23 protein-coding genes, 1 tRNA gene and 2 pseudogenes are annotated in these 23,183 nt (G+C 71.1%); 16 read left to right on the forward strand and 10 right to left on the reverse strand.

The genetic code is table 11. From position 1 onward, the window contains the following. Positions 1-78: 78 nt before the first annotated feature. A pseudogene (locus ACSBPG_RS07540) lies at positions 79-302 on the reverse strand (transposase); the annotation flags it as partial. Positions 303-499: 197 nt separating this feature from the next. Here ACSBPG_RS07540 and ACSBPG_RS07545 point away from each other — a divergent pair. The 3 genes from ACSBPG_RS07545 (at position 500) to ACSBPG_RS07555 (ending at position 4,545) form a co-directional block, all read left to right on the forward strand. Next, positions 500-1,438: an IS110 family transposase gene (locus tag ACSBPG_RS07545; RefSeq protein ID WP_435536521.1), complete on the forward strand. Its 939-nt coding sequence runs from the start codon at positions 500-502 to the stop codon at positions 1,436-1,438. A gap of 214 nt (positions 1,439-1,652) precedes the next feature. Then, a complete protein-coding gene (locus ACSBPG_RS07550) occupies positions 1,653-4,022 on the forward strand; it encodes a hypothetical protein (RefSeq protein ID WP_435536522.1) in 2,370 nt (789 codons plus the stop codon). A gap of 256 nt (positions 4,023-4,278) precedes the next feature. Next, a complete protein-coding gene (locus tag ACSBPG_RS07555) occupies positions 4,279-4,545 on the forward strand; it encodes a hypothetical protein (protein ID WP_435536523.1) in 267 nt (88 codons plus the stop codon). A 396-nt stretch (positions 4,546-4,941) separates the two neighbouring features. Here the strand turns inward: ACSBPG_RS07555 and ACSBPG_RS07560 are convergent. The 3 genes and pseudogenes from ACSBPG_RS07560 to ACSBPG_RS07570 all read right to left on the reverse strand — a co-directional run bounded on the left by ACSBPG_RS07560 (position 4,942) and on the right by ACSBPG_RS07570 (position 7,467). Next, positions 4,942-6,601: pseudogene (locus tag ACSBPG_RS07560) on the reverse strand (ISL3 family transposase). Positions 6,602-6,645: 44 nt separating this feature from the next. Then, complete coding sequence (locus ACSBPG_RS07565) at positions 6,646-7,236, reverse strand: DUF6538 domain-containing protein (RefSeq protein ID WP_435536524.1); 591 nt, start codon at positions 7,234-7,236, stop codon at positions 6,646-6,648. Between the two features lie 155 nt (positions 7,237-7,391). After that, a tRNA-Ala gene (locus ACSBPG_RS07570) sits at positions 7,392-7,467 on the reverse strand. A 184-nt stretch (positions 7,468-7,651) separates the two neighbouring features. On the opposite strand from ACSBPG_RS07570, the gene ACSBPG_RS07575 reads away from it, so the two are divergent. Genes ACSBPG_RS07575 through ACSBPG_RS07590 form a run of 4 tightly spaced genes read left to right on the forward strand, consistent with a single transcriptional unit; the run spans position 7,652 to position 10,173 of the window. Further along, a complete protein-coding gene (locus ACSBPG_RS07575; RefSeq protein ID WP_435536525.1) occupies positions 7,652-7,948 on the forward strand; it encodes a YggT family protein in 297 nt (98 codons plus the stop codon). 17 nt (positions 7,949-7,965) lie between these two features. Then, complete coding sequence (locus ACSBPG_RS07580) at positions 7,966-8,289, forward strand: DUF167 family protein (RefSeq protein ID WP_435536526.1); 324 nt, start codon at positions 7,966-7,968, stop codon at positions 8,287-8,289. Next, positions 8,276-9,181: a bifunctional methylenetetrahydrofolate dehydrogenase/methenyltetrahydrofolate cyclohydrolase FolD gene (gene folD, locus ACSBPG_RS07585; protein WP_435536527.1), complete on the forward strand. Its 906-nt coding sequence runs from the start codon at positions 8,276-8,278 to the stop codon at positions 9,179-9,181. Before ACSBPG_RS07580 ends, folD begins: the two co-directional genes overlap by 14 nt. Further along, positions 9,178-10,173 (forward strand): magnesium transporter CorA family protein, encoded by a 996-nt coding sequence (locus tag ACSBPG_RS07590; RefSeq protein WP_435536528.1) that lies wholly within the window; start codon positions 9,178-9,180, stop codon positions 10,171-10,173. Before folD ends, ACSBPG_RS07590 begins: the two co-directional genes overlap by 4 nt. A 13-nt stretch (positions 10,174-10,186) precedes the next feature. Here the strand turns inward: ACSBPG_RS07590 and ACSBPG_RS07595 are convergent, their stop codons facing one another. Further along, positions 10,187-10,882: a gamma-glutamyl-gamma-aminobutyrate hydrolase family protein gene (locus ACSBPG_RS07595; RefSeq protein WP_435536529.1), complete on the reverse strand. Its 696-nt coding sequence runs from the start codon at positions 10,880-10,882 to the stop codon at positions 10,187-10,189. A gap of 4 nt (positions 10,883-10,886) precedes the next feature. Then, the gene (locus ACSBPG_RS07600; protein WP_435536530.1) at positions 10,887-11,876 is read right to left on the reverse strand and encodes an amidoligase family protein; all 990 of its coding nucleotides are present in this window, start codon (positions 11,874-11,876) and stop codon (positions 10,887-10,889) included. 117 nt (positions 11,877-11,993) lie between these two features. Between ACSBPG_RS07600 and ACSBPG_RS07605 the strand changes: the two genes are divergently transcribed. Beyond that, positions 11,994-12,593: a GNAT family N-acetyltransferase gene (locus ACSBPG_RS07605; RefSeq protein ID WP_435536531.1), complete on the forward strand. Its 600-nt coding sequence runs from the start codon at positions 11,994-11,996 to the stop codon at positions 12,591-12,593. After that, the gene (locus ACSBPG_RS07610) at positions 12,590-13,513 is read left to right on the forward strand and encodes a carbon-nitrogen hydrolase family protein (RefSeq protein WP_435536532.1); all 924 of its coding nucleotides are present in this window, start codon (positions 12,590-12,592) and stop codon (positions 13,511-13,513) included. Before ACSBPG_RS07605 ends, ACSBPG_RS07610 begins: the two co-directional genes overlap by 4 nt. A gap of 75 nt (positions 13,514-13,588) precedes the next feature. Here the strand turns inward: ACSBPG_RS07610 and ACSBPG_RS07615 are convergent, their stop codons facing one another. Then, positions 13,589-13,792, reverse strand: a complete 204-nt coding sequence (locus ACSBPG_RS07615; protein WP_435536533.1) for a hypothetical protein — start codon at positions 13,790-13,792, stop codon at positions 13,589-13,591. Between the two features lie 243 nt (positions 13,793-14,035). On the opposite strand from ACSBPG_RS07615, the gene ACSBPG_RS07620 reads away from it, so the two are divergent. From ACSBPG_RS07620 to ACSBPG_RS07640, 5 genes are all read left to right on the forward strand, one after another. Beyond that, positions 14,036-14,992 (forward strand): ABC transporter substrate-binding protein, encoded by a 957-nt coding sequence (locus tag ACSBPG_RS07620; protein ID WP_435536534.1) that lies wholly within the window; start codon positions 14,036-14,038, stop codon positions 14,990-14,992. Between the two features lie 70 nt (positions 14,993-15,062). After that, positions 15,063-15,851, forward strand: a complete 789-nt coding sequence (locus ACSBPG_RS07625) for an ABC transporter permease (protein ID WP_435536535.1) — start codon at positions 15,063-15,065, stop codon at positions 15,849-15,851. A gap of 8 nt (positions 15,852-15,859) precedes the next feature. Beyond that, entirely contained in the window at positions 15,860-16,648 is a 789-nt protein-coding gene (locus tag ACSBPG_RS07630) for an ABC transporter ATP-binding protein (RefSeq protein WP_435536536.1), read from the forward strand. A gap of 72 nt (positions 16,649-16,720) precedes the next feature. Continuing rightward, the gene (locus ACSBPG_RS07635) at positions 16,721-16,933 is read left to right on the forward strand and encodes a hypothetical protein (RefSeq protein WP_435536537.1); all 213 of its coding nucleotides are present in this window, start codon (positions 16,721-16,723) and stop codon (positions 16,931-16,933) included. A 168-nt stretch (positions 16,934-17,101) separates the two neighbouring features. Then, positions 17,102-17,329 (forward strand): hypothetical protein, encoded by a 228-nt coding sequence (locus tag ACSBPG_RS07640; RefSeq protein WP_435536538.1) that lies wholly within the window; start codon positions 17,102-17,104, stop codon positions 17,327-17,329. A gap of 9 nt (positions 17,330-17,338) precedes the next feature. Here ACSBPG_RS07640 and ACSBPG_RS07645 read toward each other — a convergent pair whose 3' ends face one another. Further along, the gene (locus ACSBPG_RS07645) at positions 17,339-18,046 is read right to left on the reverse strand and encodes a hypothetical protein (protein WP_435536539.1); all 708 of its coding nucleotides are present in this window, start codon (positions 18,044-18,046) and stop codon (positions 17,339-17,341) included. An 86-nt stretch (positions 18,047-18,132) separates the two neighbouring features. Then, positions 18,133-19,206 carry a Do family serine endopeptidase gene (locus ACSBPG_RS07650; RefSeq protein ID WP_435536540.1) on the reverse strand — a complete coding sequence of 358 codons (1,074 nt, stop codon included), beginning with the start codon at positions 19,204-19,206 and terminating at the stop codon, positions 18,133-18,135. 132 nt (positions 19,207-19,338) lie between these two features. On the opposite strand from ACSBPG_RS07650, the gene ACSBPG_RS07655 reads away from it, so the two are divergent. Next, complete coding sequence (locus ACSBPG_RS07655) at positions 19,339-19,650, forward strand: hypothetical protein (protein ID WP_435536541.1); 312 nt, start codon at positions 19,339-19,341, stop codon at positions 19,648-19,650. Between the two features lie 25 nt (positions 19,651-19,675). Here the strand turns inward: ACSBPG_RS07655 and ACSBPG_RS07660 are convergent, their stop codons facing one another. Then, positions 19,676-21,967 (reverse strand): hybrid sensor histidine kinase/response regulator, encoded by a 2,292-nt coding sequence (locus ACSBPG_RS07660; RefSeq protein ID WP_435536542.1) that lies wholly within the window; start codon positions 21,965-21,967, stop codon positions 19,676-19,678. Positions 21,968-22,122: 155 nt separating this feature from the next. On the opposite strand from ACSBPG_RS07660, the gene ACSBPG_RS07665 reads away from it, so the two are divergent. Further along, positions 22,123-23,178 (forward strand): hypothetical protein, encoded by a 1,056-nt coding sequence (locus ACSBPG_RS07665; RefSeq protein WP_435536543.1) that lies wholly within the window; start codon positions 22,123-22,125, stop codon positions 23,176-23,178. Positions 23,179-23,183: the final 5 nt, after the last annotated feature.

The raw sequence follows: 23,183 nt of genomic DNA on the forward strand, positions 1-23,183 counted from the left end.
CAACGCCCGCCTGAACGGCGCAACCAGGGGGCAGATCCTCATGGCGCCAGGGGGGCAGTTCGGGATGTCGCTGGACACCTTGATCCGCTCCTGCTCGTCTGTTGTCGGCCCCGGCCGCTCCCCTGGTCGCGCTCGGCCTGCCGAACCCAGCCCCGCAGCGTCTCGGCCGTGCAGCCGATCTTCGCTGCGATCGAACTGATCGCCGCCCACTGTGAGGCATGCTCGCCTTCGTGCTCGAACACCATCCGAACCGCGCGCTCGCGGACTTCAGGGGCGAATTTGGCTGATCTCTGCTTCGTCATGATGACCCCATTCTCTCAAGAAACGGGGCCTCCTGTCTAAGACGGTTCAGGTATGTTGAGAGTGGCAGATGGCATTCCGCGGGCCTCCAGGGACAACAAAGCCCGTTTCCCGGACTGGAAGCCATCTGCTCATCGATTGTCATCCTGAACAGTTGATTGGGTCTGCGTTGCAGACCCCGCAGGACAGGGGCAGGAACATGGTGCAGGAACTCTTCATTGGTGTGGACGTCGCCAAAGATTGGCTGGACATCCACCATCCCGGTCTCGGCGCTCGCCGGATCGACAACACCCCCGGCGCGGCGCGTAGCTTCGCCAAGGCATGCGTCAAGGAAGGCGCCTGGGTGATCTTCGAGGCGAGCGGCGGTTACGACCGTGTCCTGCGCGAGGCGTTGGAGACGGCAAATGTTCGATTCAGCCGCGTAAACCCACGGCAGGCTCGTGACTTCGCCCGGGCCATGGGCGTCATCGGCAAGACCGACCGCGTGGATGCCCGAATGCTGTCGGAGCTTGGTGTTCGTCTTCGCCCGACGGCAACGGAGCCGCTGGCGGCGGCGCGGCGCGCCCTCCAAGCGCAGGCGACGCGCCGCCGCCAGCTCGTGGCGATGCGCAAACAGGAGACGACCCGCCTTCAGCAGACGGCGGACGCCGAAGCGCGTGCCGACATCCGCAGCTTGCTCGTCGTCCTCGATCGCCGAATCGCAAAGATCGAAGAGCGCATGACGGCTCTCGTTGCCGCCGATCCGGAAATGGCTGCCGTTGACCGCCGACTGCGCACCATACCGGGTGTCGGCGCTGTCGTCGCGGCGACATTGATCGCGGAACTGCCGGAACTGGGGCAACTCGACCGCCGTCGTATCGCGTCACTCGTCGGCTTGGCCCCCATCGCCCGCGACAGCGGAAAACGCTCCGCTCCTCGGGCAATCGCCGGTGGCAGGCCCATCGTCCGGACGGTGCTCTACATCGCTGCCCTGCATGCCTCTCGATGGTGCCCGGCATTCAAGGACTTCCGTGCGCGGCTCCAGACCGCCGGAAAGCCCGTCAAAGCGGCTCTCGTCGCCACCGCTCGAAAGCTCCTCGTCACACTCAACGCTATGATCGCAACAGGCACCGATTACCGAGCGACCACAGCAGTCTGAATACAGTTGCCGGGAAACCCGGTGCGGTTCGCTCCACCCAACCCGGTAGAATTTTCCACAGCCAGGAAAAACCTGCCCAGCGTCCATTCCTCGACCAACGCGACACGACCACTTCACGTGGTGACGACCTTCACAGTGCAAGGTGTTGGCATCTGGTATCAATTTTGCTCGATGGAATCCGCCAACTTCAACGGGCGACCACGAATCCAGTACGATGGTATCGACCGATCTCCCTCTTCCCGCCGCGATGCGGGCGAACCTGCTGACCCTTCAGGTCACGCAGCGGGGGATATCGGCTGCCCAGCAGCATCTGGCGACCGGGCTGAAGGTCAACACCGCCCTGGACAGCCCGCCGGTGTACTTCGCCGCCAAGGCTCTGACGCAGCGGGCCGGCGATATGTCGGCGATGAAGGACGCCATCGGGCAGGCGATCAGCACCGTCAAGGCCGGCGACAAAGGAGCCAAGCACATCGGCGATCTCCTGGCCCAGGCCCGCGGGCTCACGACCGCAGCCCTGAGCAACCTGGGAACCGATGCGGGGTCCATTCGGACCCGGCAGAACCTCGCCGGTCAGTTCGACGCCATCCTGGACCAGATCAACGGAGTTGCCCGCGACAGCAGCTACGGGGGCAAGAACCTCCTGGTCGGTGACGGCTCGAAGATGGAGGCGACCGTTGAGAGCAAGCTCGACGTGCGGCGGATCGTCGGAGTCACAAAGGCCCGCGTCACCGACATCACGTCCCCTGACAGCTACGACATCCGGGTGGTCGGCAACGGCGAGATCTCGGGGTCTGCCGAAGGCATCGCCGACGCGGAACAGCAACTCGGCCTTGTGGGCCTCTCGATCAGCGGGCTGATGAGTTCGACCCAGGGTAACTTCAACAACATCCAGATCGCGGTCACCGGCAGTCCCGGACGGGACAAGACCATCACCGTCTCGAATCCACCCGAGACGTACACCCGGAAGTTCACCGTTGACGAATGGAAGGTGGCCGACGCCGCCGGCATCCCCCTGTCGTTGGACCACGCTTTCCAGAGCGGTTCCCGCGTCCGCTTCGATGTCGATTTTGACCTGATCGACGCGACGCCTCGCAACGTCGGCACCCGCTCGGTCGAGATCGAGAAGCACGCCGCCCTGGCCGTGAAGGTCACCAACAACCAGGGTCTCACCGTGACCCGTGACCTCATGAGTCCCCTCGGACAGAGAAAGCTCGCCAATGGCGTCAATGACTTCGTGTTCCCGAGCGGAACCGTTCGGATCGAGGTGGATGGACAAAAGCTGTGTTCCAGAACGGACCCCTTCGCCCGCGGCACGCAGATCGGGGTGGACGATCTGCGGGGCACCGGACCGTACCTTCCGGTCGGCGTCCCGGTCGCCCAGGCCGAGCAGTACCTGAGCGTTCCGGAGTCCACCTACTTCCAGTTCAAACTGGGCCTGCCGGACGGGAATTCGCCCGGCTTCCGAGACCTTTACGTTTGGGACACACGGTACGATTCCGTGACCCAGGTCACCGTGCCGAATGAGCGGCAGACCTACTTCCCGGTCACGCTTGCGGGGAGCAACCCGAACTCGGGCTCGACCATCCGCCTGAACATCGACGCATTCGACCCCGCGACCCCGTACGCCTTCGATTTCGGCATTCCCAGCCCGGTCACCGAGGGAACCCCTGGCTGGCTCGGCATCACCGACACGCAGCCGCATTCGACAGGCTGGGTCGGAATTGCGACCAACAGTCCGATCCTCGACGGGATGGGTGGCATTCCGCCGTTCGCCGACAACGTCAGCAACATGGCGTCATCGGCGAAGCAGGGCGTCTACAATCTGGTCCCCGAGAGCATCCAGGGCTTTGTGCCCGGTGTTAATACCCGACTTCGCTTCCAGGAGGGGCTGCTGGACAGTGCGGGGCCGGGGCAGGCAACGCTCACGGTCACCGACGACCTTGGCCGGTCGTTCCAAGCGGCCGTCCCGAACGCCGGTTTCACGTACGTCGATGTGAATTTCGCGGAGACGGATGCCGCTCCGGCGTCCTCGATGCGGGTCGGCGTGGTATCCCGGCTCGGCACAGGCTTCGGCCAGACCCTCACGCCCTTCTGGCACGATGTCGAGATCAAGTGGCCGGAGGGCACCCGCGAAACGGCGTCGCTGAAGACTGCTCTGGTCAAGCCGGCCGACCACGCGAACGACATGTTCGTGGCCTTTGACACTGCCCATCAGAACGGCGTCACGGTCGAATCCCAGAATCTCCAGGTCGAGGGCACGGGGCTGAACGTCGATTACAGCCAGAATGGCTGGACCGACCGGGCCGACATCGAGAACGCCGTCCAGGGCCTCGACACCGCCGAGCAAAAGCTTCGGTCGGCCACTCAAGTGCTGACCAACGGCTTGGGCATCATCACAACCCGCGAGGGCTTCATGCGGGGCTTTTCCGATGTGCTCGATGAAGGGGCGAACAAGTTGACCTTGGCCGACCAGAACGAGGAGGGGGCCAACCTTCTGACGCTCCAGACGCGGCAGCAGCTTGCCCAGACCGCCCTGGGGCTGGCGAACCAGAGCCAGCAGGCGATCCTGTCTCTGTTCAGGTGACGCCCCTGGCAGGCAGCGGTAGGGCCGGTGTCGGCCTACGTCCCTCCTCGTGGCATCGTATGGCCGACAGCGGTGATCGCAGGTCGTTGACGGACACCTGATCGGTGGTGAAATGGCCTGTCCACGACTCCTTGGAGATGAAATGGAAGATCCCGCAGCAGGCCAAGCTACAGAATCGCACATCCCACGGCTCCAGCAGTGCTTCCTCAGGTGGCTGGCGGAGAATGCCCGTCGGTTCGTCAGGTCGCCGTACGTGATGGACCGCACTGAACGGATGATCGAGATGTCGCTGGTCGGTACGTCGCCCGCGATCACGGCTCGGCTGACCGTGGACCAGCTTCTCGCCGAAACCGGCGGCAGCGTCCTGGTCTGCTTCGACTTACCGAAGAGGAACACCGGATACACCTGTGGGGCGATATCGCCTCTGTATACAAGAGTTGACGGCACCGATGAGGACATGTGGAACCGCAACTTCGAGCGATTTCTGGCCTGGGCGAACCGCCAACACGGACCGCCGGTGTAGCCGCTATTCGATCCTCATAGAGGGCAGATGTTGAACTCCAAGTCGATCTCCTCGATTGCTTGGACCGTCTGCTGGAATCTTGCCGGCTCCCAAAGGGCTAGCCGAATTACTTCCGCCCAGAATTCCTCCATGATCTCCGGGGACCACGGAGGCAGCCAAACATCATCAAGATGTGGCCCGCCTGACCGGCAGGTTAGGATAGTCCCGATGAGCCAGTTCACCGCCGCGGAACGGATACCCACCTTGTAGCGAAAATGGGGAGCCTTCTGGCAATCCGTCGGCTACAAGCTCCAGAAAGGCCCGGAGGTGCACATTGTGGGTCAGCCGCCAGCCGGCGGCCTGCATCTCCCGCTCGAACTGTTCCCGCTTCAAGGGTTCTCCCGCACTTTGCGTGGATCAGGCTGCGAGGAGGACGCGACGGCGCAGCAGATCGAAGCTGGCGCGTCCATACATCTGACGCTTGATCAGCTTCAGCTTGTTGACCTGTCCCTCCGCTTGCCCGCTGCTCCAGGGCATGGTGAGCGCGGCTTTGACGGCTGCCTCGTCCTGCCTCACGCCGGCGGCGAAGGTTTCGACAGCCGGGATGCCGCAGGACAGCGCATCTGTGAGCCAAGTGTCCAAAACGGCGGAGGGATTGGCGGGAGCCGCATCCGATCGCACTCCGCAGCGTCCGATCAGTTCAGCAAAGCGGCGGATCAAGTGGCGCCCCTTGGCGACCTCCGGGTCCTGAGAAATCCGGGCGAGGGCCTCGGTCGCGGTGGCGTCAAGGCTCTGCGGCGCTTGCACCAGCCGCCATGCCAATTGCCGAGGCGAGATCAGGGCGGGGAATGGACCGGCAGCCGAGGCTGACGCGGTTTCCGTGGGTCCGGGGCGCCACTTGTGCGGCGTGAACTTGGCCGGGGTGGTGCGCCGCTGGTTCAGCCAGCGGCGCACCTGTTTGGCCGATCCGGCGAAGCCGAGGTCTTGGAGTTCGCGCCACAGGGCCGCGGCATTCTCGTTGCCCGCGGCAAGGCGGGCTTCGAGGTGCTCACGATACGGGGTGAGGATGCCAAGCCCGGACTCCCGCACGACCCGCTCGGGAAACTGCTGCGCGTGGGCGTAGCTGCGCACGGTTCCGCGGGCGAGCCCCATCGTCCGGCTGATCGTGAGCAGCTTCTCGCCAGCCGCGAAACGCCGCCGAACTTCCTCATACAAGGCATGGCGCCGGGCACGGCTGTCCGCCGTCGCGGCGGCTTCGGCCCGACTGCGCGGATAGCCCCCGACGCGCCGTGCCGCGGTTCCGCCCGAAGCCGGCGGCAAGCGGCGCCAACGGCCATGCACGCCGGCCAGCCAGCGTTCCACCATCTGGCGCAGGTTCTGGAGCAGGTGCCCGCGATCGGCCACCTGAACCGCGCCGGGAGCGCCCAGGGCACTGCCGCGGGCATATTCGGTGGAACGGTCGCGGGCGATCACCATGACCGTGTCACGGTCCCTGAGCCAATCCGCCAGCGTCTGGGCGGTGCGGTCGGGCAGCAGATCGGCCACGCGGCGTGCCTCCAGATCAACCAGGATGGTGCCGTAGCTCCGCCCTTTCCTCAACGCCCAATCATCCACGCCCAACACGCTGGGGGGCGCGCACTCCGGCAGGGGAAGGGCGCGCACCAGCCGCAGCACGGTGTCGGCGCTGGTCGGCATGCCGAGCCGACGCAGCAGTCGTGCGCCGGCTTCCCCACCACAGGTGACGCCGACCCGCCCTTGCGCGTTGGCGAGCCGCCGGGTGCGACGCACCCGCGGCGACAACAGCTCCGGCACGGGTTCAGCGAAGGTCCGGCGCGGACAAGCCGGGTTGCGGCAATAAAAAACGGCGAACGAGAAGGTTGATGTGGACGGCGTTGCCCAGGCTCGGGAGGTCAACGGGATGCCGATGGTACCGGCTATGAACGGATTGGCTCGGCCGTCGGCAGGATGGACAGTATGCGTGGGAATGCTTGACCTGAGCAACCACATGAAGACCAGCCGCGCCAACAGATTCAACCATCACGACACGGAAGTCCGGGATCACAAAAAGCTCTTGCATGCTCCACTACATGGGATCTACCGACGGCGCCGGCTCCAGCATTGTCAGCCTTTCCACGCAAAGTGCGGGAGAACCCCGATATCGGACACCGGCGTGTCCTGGCCGATGATCTCGATCAGCAGGCCGAACACCGTCTCGTAGGCCAGGATGGTCTTGCCGGACCGGATGACGCCGGGATCGGCCATGTAGGCGTCGTAGACTTGCTGAATGGTCTTCGCCTTGGCAGGCTCGGCGGCAGGCACAGCCGCCTCTCCGGCGACCTGTTGGGCGGCCTGGAGTTTTTCGGCGATGCGGCTGGCCAGCAGTTTCAGTTCGATGTGGATGGCGGGGCCGGTGGGCTTGGGCAGGACGGTGTTGGCCGTCACCGAGGGGGCGGGGGGCGGTCGGCAAGCCCTGTCGCACGCGGCGTGGGCCGGGTCGCTTCCGGTGCCCCCGCGAGCCGCATCGAACAGGCCCTCGATCTCGAAGGCCACCCGGCGGGCCGCCCGGATGGCGTCGGGGTAGCTGCTGGTCCGGAGAGATCGGTTCACATGGGTCCGGCCCAGCACCGCCTGGAGATCGGCGGGGACGCGGGTTCGGAACTGCCAGACGGCTCCCCGCAGCCACAGCCCCGTGGAACGCCGCTTGGGCGACAAGGATGTGCGACACCCAGGGCGGGCCAACGCGGCGGATTTTGAAGGGGATGGAGGCGATTCGGCCGACGCCGCGTGCGACAGGGCGGTGTCACACCGCTAGGAATTCCGCCCCTTCCGGGTGAATTCCTGTGTCGCATCGTTGTCTTGGGGGGAATTGGTGGAGCCGAGGAGGATCGAACTCCCGACCTACGCATTGCGAACGCGTCGCTCTCCCAGCTGAGCTACGGCCCCACTCGCCGTCCCCGGCGTGGGCGGGATAATGGTGATCCGGCCGGCCCCTGTCAAGCGCTTGTTTCGCCCCCGCGAAACGACCTCCGGCGCGGCCGGCCGGCCGGGGGCCGAGCCAGGGCTTGTCAGCGCCGGGGCCGGCGATTAGGGTGCTGCCAACCCGCGAAACCGGAGGGACAGTGCCGTCATGGAGCCGTTGGTCGCGACCGTCTTCGGTTTGCTCTACATCGTCCTCGACCTGTTCAAGTGGATGCTCCTCATCGCCGTGGTGATGAGCTGGCTGGTCGCGTTCAACGTCATCAACACCCGCAACCGCTTCGTCTACATGGTGAACGACTTCCTGTACCGGGTGACCGAGCCGGTGCTGGCGCCGATCCGCTCGGTGATGCCCAACCTGGGCGGCATCGACCTGTCGCCCCTGGTGGCGCTGCTCGGCGTCTGGTTCCTGCAGAGCCTGATTGCCAACTACGGGCTGCTGTATTGAGCGGAGCCGCCGGCCCCGTGGAGCCCGCCGCCGGTGGCGTACGGGTGGCCCTGCGGGTCAGCCCGAAGGCAGCGCGCAACGCCGTCGCCGGCGTCGCCGAGACGGCCCCCGGCCGGCGGGCGCTGAAGGTGTCGGTGACCGCGGTGCCCGAGGGCGGCAAGGCGAACGAGGCGGTCGTCAAGCTGTTGGCCAAGGCGTGGGGCGTGCCGAAGACCGCCCTGACGGTGGTGGCCGGCGCCGCCGACCGCAACAAGGTGCTGCACGTGGCCGGCGATCCGGCCGAGCTGATGCGCCGGCTGGGCGCGCTCGTGGAAGGGGGGGATGGCGATGGCCGAGGCTAGGATCATCGACGGGAAGGCCTTCGCCGCCGGCCTGCGCGGCCGGGTCGCCGAGGGTGTGGCGGCGCTGAAGGCCAGCCACGGCGTCACGCCGGGCCTCGGCGTGGTGCTGGTCGGCGAGGACCCGGCCAGCCAGGTCTACGTCCGCTCCAAGGAGAAGGCGCTGGTCGAGCTGGGGATGAACTCCTTCGACCACCATCTGCCGGCCGACACGACGCAGGATGCGCTGCTGACACTGATCGACGGCCTCAACGCCGACCCGGCGGTGCACGGCATCCTGGTCCAGCTGCCGTTGCCCCGGCACGTCGACGCCCAGGCGGTGCTGGGCCGGATCGCCCCCGCCAAGGACGCCGACGGCTTCCATGTCGTCAACGCCGGCCTGCTGGCGACCGGCCAGCCCGGCGCCACCATCCCCTGCACGCCGTGGGGCTGCCTGCTGCTGATCCGCGACGTGCTGGGCCGCGACCTCGCCGGCCGGCGGGCGCTGGTGATCGGCCGCTCCAACATCGTCGGCAAGCCGATGGGGCAGCTTCTGCTGCAGGCGGACTGCACGGTCACCATGGCCCATTCGCGCACCCGCGACCTCGCCGAGGAGTGCCGGCGCGCCGACATCCTGGTGGCCGCCGTCGGCCGGCCGGAGATGGTGCGCGGCGACTGGGTGAAGCCGGGCGCCGTCGTCATCGACGTCGGCATGAACCGCATCCCCGGCGCCGAACCGGGCAAGACCCGGCTGGTCGGCGACGTCGCCTACGAGGAGGCGCGCCGCGTCGCCGGGGCGATCACGCCGGTGCCCGGCGGAGTCGGCCCGATGACCATCGCCTGCCTGATGCTGAACACGCTGACGGCGGCCTGCCGCGCCGCCGGCGCGCCGCTGCCGCCCGAGGCGGCCCCGTGATCACCGTCCACGCCCGCAACGAGCAGGGGCGGGTGATCGAGCAGCCGCTGGGCATCGGCGACCCGCTGCCCGACGGCACGGTGTGGATCGACCTGCTGCGGCCCGACGAGGCGGAGCGCGCCCACATCGGCCGGCTGGCCGGCTGCGACCTGCCGACCCGCGAGGAGATGCGGGAGATCGAGGCGTCCTCCCAGCTCTACGTCGAGGCCGACGGCATCTATCTCACCACCACCGTCATCGCCCGCGCCGACACGCCGCACCCCGAGCAGGGCGAGGTCACCTTCGTGCTGACGCCGCGGCACATGATCACCTTGCGCTACACCGAGCCGCGCTCGGTCGCCACCTTCGCCGCCCGCACCGGCCGCCAGCCGGAGCTGCTGGCCAGCGCCGAGGACGCGCTGCTCGGCATCCTCGACGCCGTCATCGACCGGGTGGCCGACGTGCTGGAGCTGATCGGCGGCCGCATCGACGCCCTGTCCGCGCGCATCTTCACCGACAGCCTCGACGGCGGCATCGGCGGCGGGCGCAACAAGAAGCCGGACGAGCTGCAGGACGTGCTGCGCGGCATCGGCCGGGCCGGCGACCTCACCCACAAGGTGCGCGACAGCCTGGCCGGGCTCGACCGTCTGGTGGCCTTCCTCACCTCGGTCACCACCGGGCGCCTCAGCAAGGAGCAGAAGACGGCGCTGAAGACGCTCGCCCGCGACCTGCGGTCGCTCAACGAGCACGCCGGCTTCCTGGCGCACGAGGCGAACTTCCTGCTCGACGCCACCCTCGGCCTCATCAACATCGAGCAGAACGCCATCATCAAGATCTTCTCGGTGGTCGCCGTCGCCTTCCTGCCGCCCACCCTGATCGCCTCCGCCTACGGCATGAACTTCGCCTTCATGCCCGAGCTGCAGTGGGAGTGGGGCTACCCCATGGCGCTGGTGCTGATGGTGGTCTCCGCCGTGCTGCCCCTGTGGTACTTCCGCCGCCGCGGCTGGCTCTGAGCGGCCGGCGCGCTCACGCCGCCATCAGCGCGTCGACCGGCTCGCCGGCGGCGGCCGCGGCCAGCGTGCGGAACAGGTTCTGCTGGCGCTCGTCGGCCACCAGATATTCCGGGTGCCACTGCACGCCCAGGCGCAGGGGCGCGCCCCGCGCCTCGACCGCCTGGACGATCTCCCAGCGGTCGCGCGCCACCACCGACAGCCCGTCGCCGAGCCGGTCCACCGACTGGTGGTGCAGGGCGTTGACCCGGCACTCGGCGATGCCGAGCACGCGGTAGAGGCCGCTGTCGGGCTCGATGCGGATGCGCTTGCGCGGCAGCACCGTGCGCATGCGCGGCGCCTCCTCATAGATGGCGTGGATGTCCATGTGCAGCGAGCCGCCACGGTGCACGTTGATCATCTGCGAGCCGCGGCAGATCCCCAGGACCGGCAACGACAGCCGCTCGGCGTCGTCCAGCGCGGCGAGCTCCAGCCGGTCGCGCTCGGGATCGACGCGGATCTGCGGCTCCGAGCCCTCGTGATAGAGGCTGGCGTCGATGTCGTCGCCGCCGCCGACGATCAGGCCGTCGAGGCGGTCGACGGGGCAGGGGCGGTCGGGGGTGATGCGCACCGCCCGCGCGCCGGCGCGCCACAGCGCCAGCCGGTTCGCCCACCAGGCGAAGCGGCTGCCGTGGGTCGAGGCGGTGACGCCGATCAGCGGGCGCGCCGCCATCGGCCTAGCCCGCCCCGGGAAGGGCGATCTCGCGCCCCACCTCCAGCGCCCAGGCGTCGAGGGTGTGGCGCGCCGCGTGCCCGCGGTAGGCCGTGCCGAGGCGGTCGAGGCGCTCGCGGTCGGCCGCCAGCTCCTCGACCGCCACCCAGCGGTTCCACTCCGCCGCCAGCGACCACGCCGTGTCGCCGATGCGGGCGTTGGGCAGGCGGTAATGGAAGGTCGGGCGGGCCCGCACGTGCGGATCGTCGACCCGCGCCGCCAGAACCTCGGGCGCCAGATGGGCGAACAGGGGCAGCAGGTCGAGCTCGCGGTTGCGCGACGGGTTGGCGTCGAGATAGTCGGCGATCAGCGTCGGCAGGTCGGGGCGGTAGGCGGGGTCGACGACCTGCGCCGCGAAGGGGACGGGGAAGGAGGCGACGTAGCCGGTCAGCCGGCGCGTCGGGTCGACGCGGATCGCCGCGCGCAGCCACGGTCCCAGCAAGAGGAACGCCTTGAGGTGGTCGAGCACGTAGTCGGCGCCGGTGTCCGCCACCTCCGGGTTGAAGTGCAGGCCGAAGGCGAACAGCGGGCTGGCCTCGGTGCCGGAGGCGCCGGCGTCGCGCAGGGCCGCCACCAGCCGGTCGAGCTCGGCCAGCCGCTCGATGGGGATCGGCGGGGCGGCGATCTCGAAGGGCATGACCAGGCTGCCGATGCTGCCCCACAGCGGGCGCAGGCGGTCGAGCACGGTGTCGAGCTTGTCCGGTGCGACGTCCGGCAGCTCCGGCTTCTTGTGCGCCGCCTGCATGTCGAGCTCCACCGTGAAGTCGCCCAGCCGCGTGCCGCGCACGCGGCAGCGGTGGGGATCCTCGGTCTCGATGGTGCCGCCGTAGAGCGCGCGCACCAGCCGGGCGGCGGCCGGGGCGTCGAGGTCGGCGAACTCCAGCTCCACCCCGACGCGGCGGGGCGAGCCGTCGGGCGCGGTGCGGCGCGAGGGCATGATCGGGGGCGTCTGCATGGCGTGAGATCAACACCGCGCCGGGCCGGCGGTTCCGCGCTGCGGCAGCCGCCGGCCTTGACCGTCCCGCGGGGGCTGCCTACCAAGGGAACGAGAGGCCATTCCGGGAGGACGAGGATGCCGGACGCGTTGCGCATCGAGCCCCTGACCGGCGACGCCCTGCAGGCCCGGCTGCCCGACCTGGCGCGCCTGCGCATCGCCGTGTTCCGGGACTTTCCCTATCTCTACGACGGGTCGCCGGACTACGAGGAGCGCTACCTCGCGACCTACGCGGCCGCGCCGGGCAGCGTCGTCGTCGGCGCCTTCGACGGCGAGCGCGTGGTGGGCGCCGCCACCGCCCTGCCGCTGCGCCACGAGCCGGAGCACGTCACCGCGCCGTTCCGCGCCGGCGGCTGGGACGTCGGGCGGCTGTTCTACTACGGCGAATCCGTGCTGCTGCCGGCGTACCGCGGCCGCGGCGTCGGCGTGCGCTTCTTCGCCGAGCGGGAGGCGCAGGCGCGCCGCCTCGGCGGCTTCAGCCACGCCGTGTTCTGCGCCGTCGACCGCCCGGCCGACCACCCGCGCCGGCCGGCCGGCCACGTCCCGCTGGACGATTTCTGGCGCCGCCGCGGCTTCCGGCCGCTGCCCGGCGTGGCCTGCCGCTTCTCCTGGCGGGACCTCGACGAGACGGCCGAGAGCGAGAAGCCCATGCGCTTCTGGATCAAGGAGCTGGCATGACCGTCCTGCGGGTCGCCGCCGCCCAGTACCCGGTGGAGCGCATCGCCTCCCTCGATGCCTTCCGCGCCAAGGCCGGGCGCTGGACGGCCGAGGCCGCCGGCAACGGGGCCGGGCTGCTGGTCTTCCCCGAGTACGGGGCGATGGAGCTGACGGCGCTGGCCGGCATCGCCGGCGACCTGGACGCCCAGACCGCCGCGCTGCAGCCGCTGGTGCCGGCGGTGCGGGAGACCTTCCGGGCGCTGGCGCGGCGCCACGGCGTGTGGCTGCTGGCGCCCAGCCTGCCGGTGCGCGGCGGCGACGGGCGCCTGCGCAACGTCGCCTGGCTGATGGCGCCGGACGGCCGGGTCGGCGCCCAGGAGAAGCTGGTGCCCACCCGCTTCGAGCGCGAGCGGTGGGACCTCCGCGGCGGCGGGGCGGCGCGCGTCTTCGCCACGCCGTGGGGGCCGGTGGGGATCTGCGTCTGCTACGACGCCGAATTCCCGCTGATCGCGCGGCGCCAGGCCGAGGCTGGGGCGGTGCTGCTGCTGGTGCCGAGCTGCACCGACGCGCCGGCGGGCTGGCACCGGGTGCGCGTCGGGGCGGCGGCGCGGGCGCTGGAGAACCAGTGCTTCGTGGTGCAGGCGCCGACGGTGGGGGAGGCCCCCTGGTGCCCGGCCATCGACGTCAACGTCGGCGCCGCCGCGGTCTACGCGCCGCCGGACCTCGGCATGCCCGACGACGGGGTGGTGGCGATGGGCACCATGAACGCCCCCGGCTGGCTCTACGCCGACCTCGACCTCGCCGCCGTGGAGCGGGTGCGCCGCGACGGCCACGTGCTCAACCTCCGCCACTGGCCGGACCACGCCGGCCTCGCCGCGGCGGAGGTGGACCGGTGGGAACAGCGGTCTGACGGCAGTGCGGATGAAAAACGCGAAGGATGAAAGTTTGTAAGAATATCTTCTTCCAAACTTTCATCCTTCGCGTTCTTGATCAGGACGGCACCCGCAAGCCGACCGTTACCCCCGTCCGATCAGGCGGCGCCAGAAGGAGGCGGAGGCGCGTTCCTCCTCGTCCTTGGCGGTCAGCCAGTCGTCGGCCAGCTCGCGCACCTGCCAGTTGCCGAGGAAGCGGTCGCAGTCGACGGCGGCGTAAAGCCGCACCCGGTCCTTGCCGAGGCGCTCGAAATATTGGAGCGTGCGCCGGCGGTCGTCCTCGCTCATCGGCCGAAAGGCCCCGTCACGATGCACCGTCGGGCGCTGCGTTACCAACATCCGCTCCCTTTGCGTCTGCGCTCGTACCAAATCTGGTTCTCCAGTCGGACACTATAGTGATAGCGTGCAGTGCAGCGCAACGGTGCCACCCTTCCGCGGGCCGGGAAAAGGGATCACTATGGGACAATCCGGCCGCGGCCTGCGGTGCGCGTCGCCAGGGGCGCGCCACAACACCAAGGGAGACAGGGAACCATGAGCACGAAGACATGGATGATGGGGACGCTGGTGGGGGCCCTCGTCGGCTTGAGCGCCGCCGTGGCGGGGGCGCAGGACAAGCCCAAGGTGACCATCGCCATGAGCGGCTGGACCGGCTTCGCGCCGCTGACGCTGGCCAAGGAGGCCGGCCTGTTCGAGAAGAACGGCATCCAGGTCGAGATCAAGAAGATGCCGGTGTCCAACCGCCACCAGGCGATGGTCGCCGGCGAGGTCGACGCCATCGCCACCACCGTCGACACGCACATGGTCTACGCCTCGTCGGGCGTGCCGGTGCAGCAGGTGCTGGTGCTCGACAGCTCGCACGGCGGCGACGGCATCGCCGTGCGCGGCGGCGTCGCCAAGGTCGAGGACCTCAAGGGCAAGCCGGTCGCCGTCGAGTCCGGCGGCGTGTCGCAGTTCTGGCTGGCCTACGTGCTGAAGAAGCACGGCCTGTCCATCAACGACGTGCAGCAGACCAACCTGTCGCCCAAGGACGCGGCCGCCGCCTTCGTCGCCGGCCAGGCCGACGTCGCCGTGACCTATGAGCCCTACCTCTCCAACGTCCGCAACGCCGACGGCAAGGTCCTGGTGTCCTCCGACCAGACGCCGGGCGTCATCATCGACACCTTGGCCTTCCAGCCGGACTACGTCGAGAAGCACCCGAAGGTGGTGCAGGCGGTGGTCGATTCCTGGTTCGAGGCCCTGGAGATGATCAAGGAGAACCCGGACAAGGCCTACGCCGCCATGGGCAAGGACGTCAACCAGTCGGCCGACCAGTTCGCCGCCTCGGCCAAGAACGTGCGCTGGTACGACAAGGGCATGAACCAGACCTACTTCGCCGAGACCATGCCGACCTTCCTCAAGGAGGTGCGCGACGTGATGCTCGACGCCAAGCTGATCCGCCGGGCCCCCGACGACCTCGCCGTCATGGCGAACGGCTCCTTCGTGAAGTGACGACCGCCGCCCCCGCCCCGTCCCCCGCGGACGGGGCGGGGGCCGCCCCCACCGCAAAGACCTTCCCACCATGCATGGCCTCTTCGCACCGCTGAAGCCGGTGCCGCCGGGACTGCGCCCGGTCCTCTCCATCCTGTGCTTCGCCCTGTTCTTCGCCGGCTGGGGGATCGCCACCTACGGCGGCTTCGTCAAGCCGCTGTTCCTCGCCTCGCCGGGCGAGACGCTGCGTTCGGGCGGCGCGCTGTTCGCCGAGTACGGCTTCGCCGGCGACGTCGCCGTCACGGTGTGGCGGGTGTTCGCCGGCTTCCTGCTGGCCGCCCTGCTGGCGGTGCCGCTGGGCATCCTCATGGGGGCGTTCAAGCCGGTCGAGGCGTTCTTCGCCGGCTTCGTGTCGTTCGCCCGTTACCTCCCGGCCTCGGCCTTCATCCCGCTCCTCATCCTGTGGGCGGGGGTGGGCGAGCTGCAGAAGATCCTGGTGATCTTCATCGGCTCGATCTTCCAGATCGTCATCATGATCACGGTGATCGTCGGTTCGGTGCGCGCCGACCTGCTGGAGGCGGCCTACACGCTGGGCGCCTCGCGCCGCGGCGTGGTGCTGCGCGTGCTGCTGCCGGCCGCGGCACCGCAGATCGCCGAGTCGCTGCGCCTGGTGCTGGGCTGGGCCTGGACCTACGTGATCGTCGCCGAGCTGGTGGGGGCGTCGGCCGGCATCGGCCACATGATCATCGAGGCGCAGCGCTTCCTCGACACCGGGCAGATGATCTTCGGCATCTTCGTCATCGGCCTGATCGGCCTGATCACCGACTTCCTGTTCCAGACCGCCAACGCCCGCCTCTTCCCCTGGGCGCGCGGGCGCTGAGGACCCCCATGAGCAAGCTGTCCATCCGCGGCGTCGAGAAGACCTTCCCGGCGCGCCGCGGCGCCGCCCCGACCCGCGCCCTGGAGCCCACCAGCCTGGAGGTCCGCGACGCCGACTTCATCACCATCCTCGGCCCCTCGGGCTGCGGCAAGTCCACGCTCCTGCGCGTCGTCGCCGGGCTGGAGACGCCGTCGGCCGGCGAGGTGCTGCTGGACGGCGTGCCGGTCACCCGGCCCGGCCCCGACCGCGGCATGGTGTTCCAGTCCTACACCCTGTTCCCCTGGCTCAGCGTGCGCGACAACGTCTGCTTCGGCCTGCGCGAGCGCGGCGTGCCGCGGGCCGAGCAGGTGGAGACCGCCGACCGCTTCCTCGGCCAGGTCGGCCTGAAGGGTTTCGAGAACCACTCCCCCGCCCAGCTCTCCGGCGGCATGCAGCAGCGCACGGCGCTGGCCCGGGCGCTCGCCAACGACCCGAAGATCCTGCTGCTGGACGAGCCGTTCGGCGCGCTCGACCACCAGACCCGCGAGCTGATGCAGGAGCTGCTGCTGGGCATCTGGGAGGAGCACCGCAAGACCGTGCTGTTCGTCACCCACGACATCGACGAGGCCATCTTCATGGCCAGCCGCGTGGTGGTCATGTCGGCGCGGCCCGGCCGCATCAAGTGCGACATCCCCATCGAGCTGCCGCACCCCCGCTCCTACAAGGTCAAGACCACCGCCGCCTTCGCCGCCTACAAGGAGCGGCTGACCGAGGAGATCCGCGTCGAGACCATCAAGACCCTGAACATGGAGGCCTGACGGCGCGCCGATGAAACTCCGCGCCCGCTCCGAGCGTTGATGGGGCACGGCAACCAGAGCACGGAGGAGACGATGGCCGAGAACCGCAACCAGGGCGAGGGCAACCGCACCGCCGACAAGCACTACCGCGACGCGGTGCGCGACCACGTGGAGCACCACGACGTCGCCGGCGACGCCAAGCGCGCCCGCGACGCCGTCGACGGCCCCGAGGGCGACGCCCTGCGGCGCGCCGAAGAGACGGGCAAGGCCCATTCCAAGGGCGAGGATCCGGCGCTGAAGCGCTGAGCGTCCTGCGGCGGGCCGCGCCCCGGTGCGACGCGGCGCGGCCCGCCCCTCCTGTGTCCCCGGCGCACCACTCCTTCCGACGCGGCGCTCCACCCCAAAATCGTCACGGCCACGGTCGCGCTGGATCCTCACTCTGATCCGGTACGAACCACTGCAACGGGTTGGAGCATGCTCAAGTCATCCGCCATCGTCCTCGCCGCCGCCCTCCTGCTGGGCGGCTGTTCCGGGCTGTCGCACCGGGAGAACCGCGCCCTCACCGGGGCCGCCGTCGGCGGCGCCGGTGGCGCGCTGATCGGCGGCGTCGCCGGCGGCAGCGCGCTGGTGGGCGGGCTGGTCGGCGCCGCCGGCGGCGCGGCCGTCGGCGCCCTCACCGCGCCGGAGGGGAAGCGGCACTGAGGCGCCGCCCTACTCGAAGTCGTCCAGCGACAGCTGCCGCACCTCGGGCGGGGCCGGCGGGGCGGCGGCGGGCGGCGGCGGGGCCGCCGCCTGCGGGGGCGGGGGCCCCCGCACCGCGCCGCGCGCCGCCCCCCGCGCCGTCTTGATCGGCTTGTTCACCGTTCCCCGCGGGCCGACGCTGGGCAGGTCGCCGAAGTCGGGCAGCGGCGGCAGGCGCGCCATCACGGCGCGCATCAGTTCGGCGACGCGGTCGGCCTTGGCCCGCAACGCCAGCCCGCGCTCCGCCTCGTAGCGCGGATCGTCGAGGAAGCCGCGGATGGCGAGCAGCCCCCGCAGCTCCAGCCCGCACATCTCGTGGGTGCCGACCGGCAGGTGCTCGACCCGCGCGAAGGACGCGAAGAAGCCGGCGCTCTCCTCGACGAACAGCACCACCATGCGGGTGTGCATGCGGTCGAGCGCCGTCGCCAGCGGCCCGGCCAGCTCCGGCGGCACCGCGTCCAGCTTCTCGTCGGCCAGCGCGGCCAGGGCGAAGAAGTCGCGCACCTTGCGGGTGAAGCGGCGGTAGCGGGTGAGTCCGCCGACGCCGACCCGGTCGCGGGCCAGCGCCGCCAGCTCCCCGGCCTTGCCCAGCATCTCGTCGAGGCGCAGGAGGATGGCCGCCACCTCGCGCTGGCGCGCCGCCGGGCCCGGCGGGGCGGCCGCCGGCCTGGCCGGCATCGGGGTGGCCGCCGGCCTGGCCGGCATCGGGGTGGTCGCCGGCCTGGCCGGCATCGGGGCGGGCGGACGGGGAGGCGGCATGGACCCTACCGTGCGGAACGGATGGTCACGGTGTGCGTCTGGCCGGCGCGCAGGAACGTCAACGGCACCGGGGTGCCGATCCGCAACAGGCCGATGCGGTTGCGCAGTTCGGTGCCGCTGCCGATCGGCCGGTCGCCCACCGCCACCACCACGTCGCCCGGCTGCAGCCCGGCGCGGTCGGCGGCCGATCCGGCCTCCACCTGGGCGATCACCGCGCCGGCGTCGCCGGTGACGCGCAGCGCCTCCGCCAGATCCGGGGTCAGGTCCTGGATGGCGACGCCCAGCCGGCCGCGGCGCACCTCGCCGTATTCCGCCAGCTGCTCCATCACCGCGCGGACGATGCTGGTCGGCACCGCGAAGCCGATGCCGACGCTGCCGCCGGCCGGGCCGATGATGGCCGTGTTGATGCCGATCAGTTCGCCGCGGAAGTTGACCAGAGCGCCGCCGGAATTGCCGGGATTGATGGAGGCGTCGGTCTGGATGAAGTCCTCGTAGCCCTCCACCCGCAGGCCGCTGCGCCCGAGCGCCGAGACGATGCCGGACGTCACCGTCTGCCCCAGGCCGAAGGGGTTGCCGATGGCGACCACGAAGTCGCCGACCTTGGCCTGGTCGGATTCGCCGAAGGGCAGGGCGGTCAGTCCCTCGGCCGGGATCTGCAGCAGCGCCACATCGGTGGCGGCGTCCGACCCCACCAGGCGGGCGCGCAGCCGCCGCCGGTCCTTGAGGGTGACGTAGATCTCCTCGCCGTTGGCGACGACGTGGTGGTTGGTGACGACGTAGCCGCGCCGGGCGTCGACGATCACCCCCGACCCGGCGCTCACCTGCGGACGGGCCTGGGGCATGTTGGGAAAGTCGAAGAAGCGGCGGAAGAACGGATCGCGCAGCAGCGGGTTGTCGGACTGCGGCGCGCGCGACAGCACGGCGATGTTGACCACCGCCGGGGTCACCGCCTCCAGCATCGGCGCGATGGTGGTGATGCCGCCGACCGCGACCGGCAGCGCCGCCGGCGCCGGGACGCTTCCCCCGCCGACCGCCAGCCCCAGCAGCAGCACCAGCGCCGCGCTCCGTCGTCCGTTCATGCCCGTCTCTCCGCTCCTGCCGCCGTCCGCGCGCCGCGCCGTCGTCCGCGCGACATTTGGTGGAAAGGAAAAGTTGGTTCAAGGTTGGCCGGCGCCCGCCGCGATCCGCCGTCCGTCTTCCAGGAGCCCCGCATGCCCGGCACCCCGACCTTCCCCGACCCGCGGCGACCCGACCGTCCGCCCGCCATCGCCCCGCTCGCCGTCCTCGACTGGTGGGCGACGGTCGTCCGCGCCTCGGCACCGCTGGTCGCGACGGGCTGGCTGATCGCCGGCTCGCCCCTCCACTGGGCGCCGCCCCTGTGGATCGCCGCGCTGACGGCGGGCCGCGGCGGTCCGTCCGCCGGCGGCGGCCCCGCCGCCGGTGCGGCGCCGGCACCCGTCGCGGCGCCGGCGCCGGCGCGGCCGGCCTCCCGCCGCCGGCGGCGCGGAACGGCCGCCTCCTGACCGGCCGCCTCCTGGCCGGCCGGCCTCACGTCGACAGCTCCGGCGGCCCGTCGGCCAGGGCGGCCACGGCGTTCTGCAACCGCACCGGATCGATGGGCTTGTGCAGCAGCCGCAGGCCGCGGCGGGCGGCGTCCTGCAGCAGGGCGGGGTCGGTGTCGCCGGTGACGATGACCGTCGGCAGGTGCCGGCCGAAGCGCGCGCCGACGCCGGCGGCGACGGCGATCCCGTCCACCGGCCCGGGCAGCCGGTGGTCGCTGACCAGCACGTCCGGCGCCTCGCTCAGCCCGGCGGCGAGCGTCAGGGCCTCGACGCCGTCGGCGGCGGCGACGACGCGATGCCCGGCGTTCTCCAGGATGCGGACCAGCGCGGCGCGCTGGTCGGGATGGTCCTCCACCAGCAGCACCGACAGCGGGCGGGTGGGGGCCGGAAGGGCCCGCCCGCCCGGCGCGGCGAGCGGGCGCGGCGCCGTCGAGACGGGGACGGTGACCGCGAAGCACGAGCCGCGGCCCGGCCGCGAGCACACCGTGACGGGATGGCCGAGCAGGGCCGCCGTCCGCCGCACCACCGCCAAGCCGAGACCGAGGCCGTGGCGGTGGTCGCGCTGCGGGTTGGCGACCTGGACGAAATCCTCGAAGATGCTGTCCAGCCGGTCCTCGGGAACGCCGATGCCGGTGTCCCACACCTCGATGCGCAGCGCCCCGCCGCGACGCCGGCAGGCGACCAGCACCCGCCCCGCCGGCGTGTAGCGCACCGCGTTGCCCAGCAGGTTGGCGAGGATGCGGCGCAGCAGCGTCGGGTCGCTGTCGACCACCGCCGGGCAAGGCCGGGTGCCGATGCGCAGGCCCTTGCCGGCCGCCTGCTGCTGCACCTCGTCCAGCGTGGCGTCGATGACGTCCTGGACGGGAAAGGCCCCGCGGTGCGGCTGGACCGTGCCGGCTTCCAGGGTCGAGACGTCGAGCAGGGCGTTCAGCAGCGCTTCGCCCGAGGCCAGCGCCGTGCCCAGCCGGTCGTGCATCTCGGCCGCGCGGCCGTCGACGTGGGAAGCCAGCAGGTGATGGTAGAGGCGCATGGCCTGGAACGGCTGGCGCAGGTCGTGGCTGGCCGCGGCCAGGAACCGGCTCTTGGCGGCGTTGGCGAGTTCCGCCTCGCGCCGCCGCGCCGCCTCGCGCCGCAACAGCTCGTCGCGCTCGCGCAGCGCGCCGTCGCGGTCCGACGCCGAGCCGGCCAGGGCGGCGCAGAGGTCGTTGACCTCCCGCACGACCGAGGGCGCGCCGTCGGGCAGGGGCTCGCCGCGGCGGGCGGCGGCGGCCAGCCGGCGCAGCGGTTCGGCGATGCGCCGGCCGGCGCGCACCGCCAGCAGGACCGCCAGGGCCGTCGCCGCCGCGGTGGCCGCCAGCACGGTCCACAGGCCGGCGCGCAGCGGCCCAGCGATCGCCTCGCGCGGCGCGGCATAGGCCAGCGTCCAGCCGCTCAGCGCCGACCGGCGGAAGGCCATGACGACCGACTGTCCCTCCAGGGCCTCGCCCTCCAGCACGCCTCCGGTGTGTGCCGGGGCGTCGGCGCGGGTGGCGGCGCGGTACCAGTCCGGCGCCCGGCGTCCGACATAGTCCTGCGGGGCGCGGGCGCGGGCGACCACCCGGTCCGCGCCGTCGACGACGACGCCGATCCAGTCCGGCGGCACCGCCTGCGCCTGGAGCAGGCGGCTCCAGCGCGCCGCCGCGACCGTCACGCCGATCACCGCGCCGACCGTCCCGTTGCGGCGCAGCGGCACCGCCACGGCCACCGCCGGCTCGTCGGCCGCGCCGCCGGGCAGCAGCCCGGACACCGCGACCCGGTCCTTGACGATGGCCTCGCGCACCGTCGCCGCCACCGCCGCCGTGGCGCCGGCCGCCGCCGCGGGCGTGCCGTCGCGCGCCAGCGTGCGGCCGAAGGCGTCGGCCAGGAACAGCGACCGCCAGGTCGGCTGCGCCGCCGCCAGGGTCGCGGCGACGGCCGGGAAGCGGCCCGCGCCCTCGGACGGGAGGGCCGCCAGGCCGCCGGCCAGGGCCGCCCCTTCCAACGTCGCGACGATGCCGCCGAGATCGGCGTCCAGCGCCAGCGCCAGCGCGTGCGCCGTCTCGCCCAGGGAGCGTTCCAGCGCGTCCCGCTGGGCGAGGGTGTGGTGGACCAGCAGCCCCCCCGAGAGGAGCGCCAGCGGCGCTGCGGCCGCCAGCACCAGCACGGCGAGGTGGCGCCGCACGCCCCAGACCCGGCCGCCCGCGGCGCCGGGCAGCGCGGGTCGGTCGGTCGGGTCGGGAACGGTGGCGGTCGGTTCCATGGTGAGGATGGCGGGTCTCGGCGGTTGGAAGGAACGGAAGGACGGACAGCCCCCAGTGTCTCACGACCGAGGATAGCAGGATTCCTTTACGCGTCCCCGGGCGAAGGCTAGAGTCCGTCGAGCGAACAGTGCAGGCCGCCGCCGCGGAACCGGACATGAACGAAACGCCGCTGCTCGAGATCAGCGAGGAGGAGTACCTCCAGGTCGAAGAGGCCCTGTCGCAGACCGCGCGCGGGCGGGCGTTCCTGCGCATGCGCGACCGCCGCACCCGGAACGCCGCCGTCGACGAGTTCCAGCGGGTCGCCCTGAACCTCGCCCGGCAGGTCGACCGCCTGAGCCGGCTCGGCGGCACGGCCCCGGGCGCCCGGGGCGCGGCGGCGGCCGAGGCGCCGCCGGTGAGCGACGGCGCGCTGACGCGCATCCAGCAGGAGCTGAACGCCATCGGCCAGTTCGTGCAGCAGGCGCGCAGCGACATCGCCGCGCTGAAGCCGTCCGACAACGGCACCAACCGCATCATGGCCGCCACGGCCGAGCTCGACGCCATCGTCGTCGCCACCGAGCGGGCGACCAGCGACATCCTGAACGCCGCCGAACGCATCCTCGACTACGCCGCCCGCATCCCCCGCGACGATCCCGACTGGGCCGAGCTGGGCGGCGGCCTCGAGGCCGAATGCATCGAGATCATGACCGCCTGCTCGTTCCAGGACATCACCGGCCAGCGCACCACCAAGGTCGTCAACACCCTGCGCTACATCGAGCAGCGGGTGAACTCGATGATCGAGATCTGGGGCGTCGACCGGGCCGGCCTGGGCCTCGGCGGCGACGACGGCGTGGCGGCGCACCGCAAGCTCAACGACGACCGGCCGGACGCCCATCTGCTGAACGGGCCGCAGCTCGAAGGCCAGGGCGTCTCCCAGGCGGAGATCGATTCCATCTTCGACCAGATGGCCGAGTGCATGCCGGAGGTGCTGGAGCGCGAGCCGGCGACCGAGGAGGCGCCGCCGCCCCCCACCCCGGCGGCCAAGCCCGTGCCGCCTCCGGCGGCCAAGCCCGTGCCGCCGCCCCCGGCGGCCAAGTCGGTGCCGCCGCAGGGACCGGCCGCCGCGCCGGCGCCCCGGAAGGCGGCCCAGAAGGCGCCGCCGCCGGCCCCCGTGCCGGCGGGCGGGGGCGAGCAGTTCAGCCAAGACGACATCGACAAACTGTTCGCCTGACCGAC

Source organism: Azospirillum sp. ST 5-10 (assembly GCF_051225715.1).
Lineage (GTDB): Bacteria > Pseudomonadota > Alphaproteobacteria > Azospirillales > Azospirillaceae > Azospirillum.

What these genes read in the sequence shown, in the direction of transcription:
- ACSBPG_RS07555 (WP_435536523.1), top strand. Translation starts at nt 4,279, where the DNA reads ATGGACCGCACTGAACGGATGATCGAGATGTCGCTGGTCGGTACGTCG.
- ACSBPG_RS07545 (WP_435536521.1), top strand. Translation starts at nt 500, where the DNA reads ATGGTGCAGGAACTCTTCATTGGTGTGGACGTCGCCAAAGATTGGCTG.
- ACSBPG_RS07645 (WP_435536539.1), bottom strand. Translation starts at nt 18,046, where the DNA reads ATGCCGGCCAGGCCGGCGGCCGCCCCGCCGGGCCCGGCGGCGCGCCAG.
- ACSBPG_RS07595 (WP_435536529.1), bottom strand. Translation starts at nt 10,882, where the DNA reads ATGGCGGCGCGCCCGCTGATCGGCGTCACCGCCTCGACCCACGGCAGC.
- ACSBPG_RS07610 (WP_435536532.1), top strand. Translation starts at nt 12,590, where the DNA reads ATGACCGTCCTGCGGGTCGCCGCCGCCCAGTACCCGGTGGAGCGCATC.
- ACSBPG_RS07665 (WP_435536543.1), top strand. Translation starts at nt 22,123, where the DNA reads ATGAACGAAACGCCGCTGCTCGAGATCAGCGAGGAGGAGTACCTCCAG.
- ACSBPG_RS07605 (WP_435536531.1), top strand. Translation starts at nt 11,994, where the DNA reads ATGCCGGACGCGTTGCGCATCGAGCCCCTGACCGGCGACGCCCTGCAG.
- ACSBPG_RS07655 (WP_435536541.1), top strand. Translation starts at nt 19,339, where the DNA reads ATGCCCGGCACCCCGACCTTCCCCGACCCGCGGCGACCCGACCGTCCG.
- ACSBPG_RS07620 (WP_435536534.1), top strand. Translation starts at nt 14,036, where the DNA reads ATGAGCACGAAGACATGGATGATGGGGACGCTGGTGGGGGCCCTCGTC.
- ACSBPG_RS07630 (WP_435536536.1), top strand. Translation starts at nt 15,860, where the DNA reads ATGAGCAAGCTGTCCATCCGCGGCGTCGAGAAGACCTTCCCGGCGCGC.
- ACSBPG_RS07615 (WP_435536533.1), bottom strand. Translation starts at nt 13,792, where the DNA reads ATGAGCGAGGACGACCGCCGGCGCACGCTCCAATATTTCGAGCGCCTC.
- ACSBPG_RS07640 (WP_435536538.1), top strand. Translation starts at nt 17,102, where the DNA reads ATGCTCAAGTCATCCGCCATCGTCCTCGCCGCCGCCCTCCTGCTGGGC.
- ACSBPG_RS07600 (WP_435536530.1), bottom strand. Translation starts at nt 11,876, where the DNA reads ATGCAGACGCCCCCGATCATGCCCTCGCGCCGCACCGCGCCCGACGGC.
- ACSBPG_RS07575 (WP_435536525.1), top strand. Translation starts at nt 7,652, where the DNA reads ATGGAGCCGTTGGTCGCGACCGTCTTCGGTTTGCTCTACATCGTCCTC.
- ACSBPG_RS07550 (WP_435536522.1), top strand. Translation starts at nt 1,653, where the DNA reads ATGGTATCGACCGATCTCCCTCTTCCCGCCGCGATGCGGGCGAACCTG.
- ACSBPG_RS07635 (WP_435536537.1), top strand. Translation starts at nt 16,721, where the DNA reads ATGGCCGAGAACCGCAACCAGGGCGAGGGCAACCGCACCGCCGACAAG.
- folD (WP_435536527.1), top strand. Translation starts at nt 8,276, where the DNA reads ATGGCCGAGGCTAGGATCATCGACGGGAAGGCCTTCGCCGCCGGCCTG.
- ACSBPG_RS07660 (WP_435536542.1), bottom strand. Translation starts at nt 21,967, where the DNA reads ATGGAACCGACCGCCACCGTTCCCGACCCGACCGACCGACCCGCGCTG.
- ACSBPG_RS07650 (WP_435536540.1), bottom strand. Translation starts at nt 19,206, where the DNA reads ATGAACGGACGACGGAGCGCGGCGCTGGTGCTGCTGCTGGGGCTGGCG.
- ACSBPG_RS07625 (WP_435536535.1), top strand. Translation starts at nt 15,063, where the DNA reads ATGCATGGCCTCTTCGCACCGCTGAAGCCGGTGCCGCCGGGACTGCGC.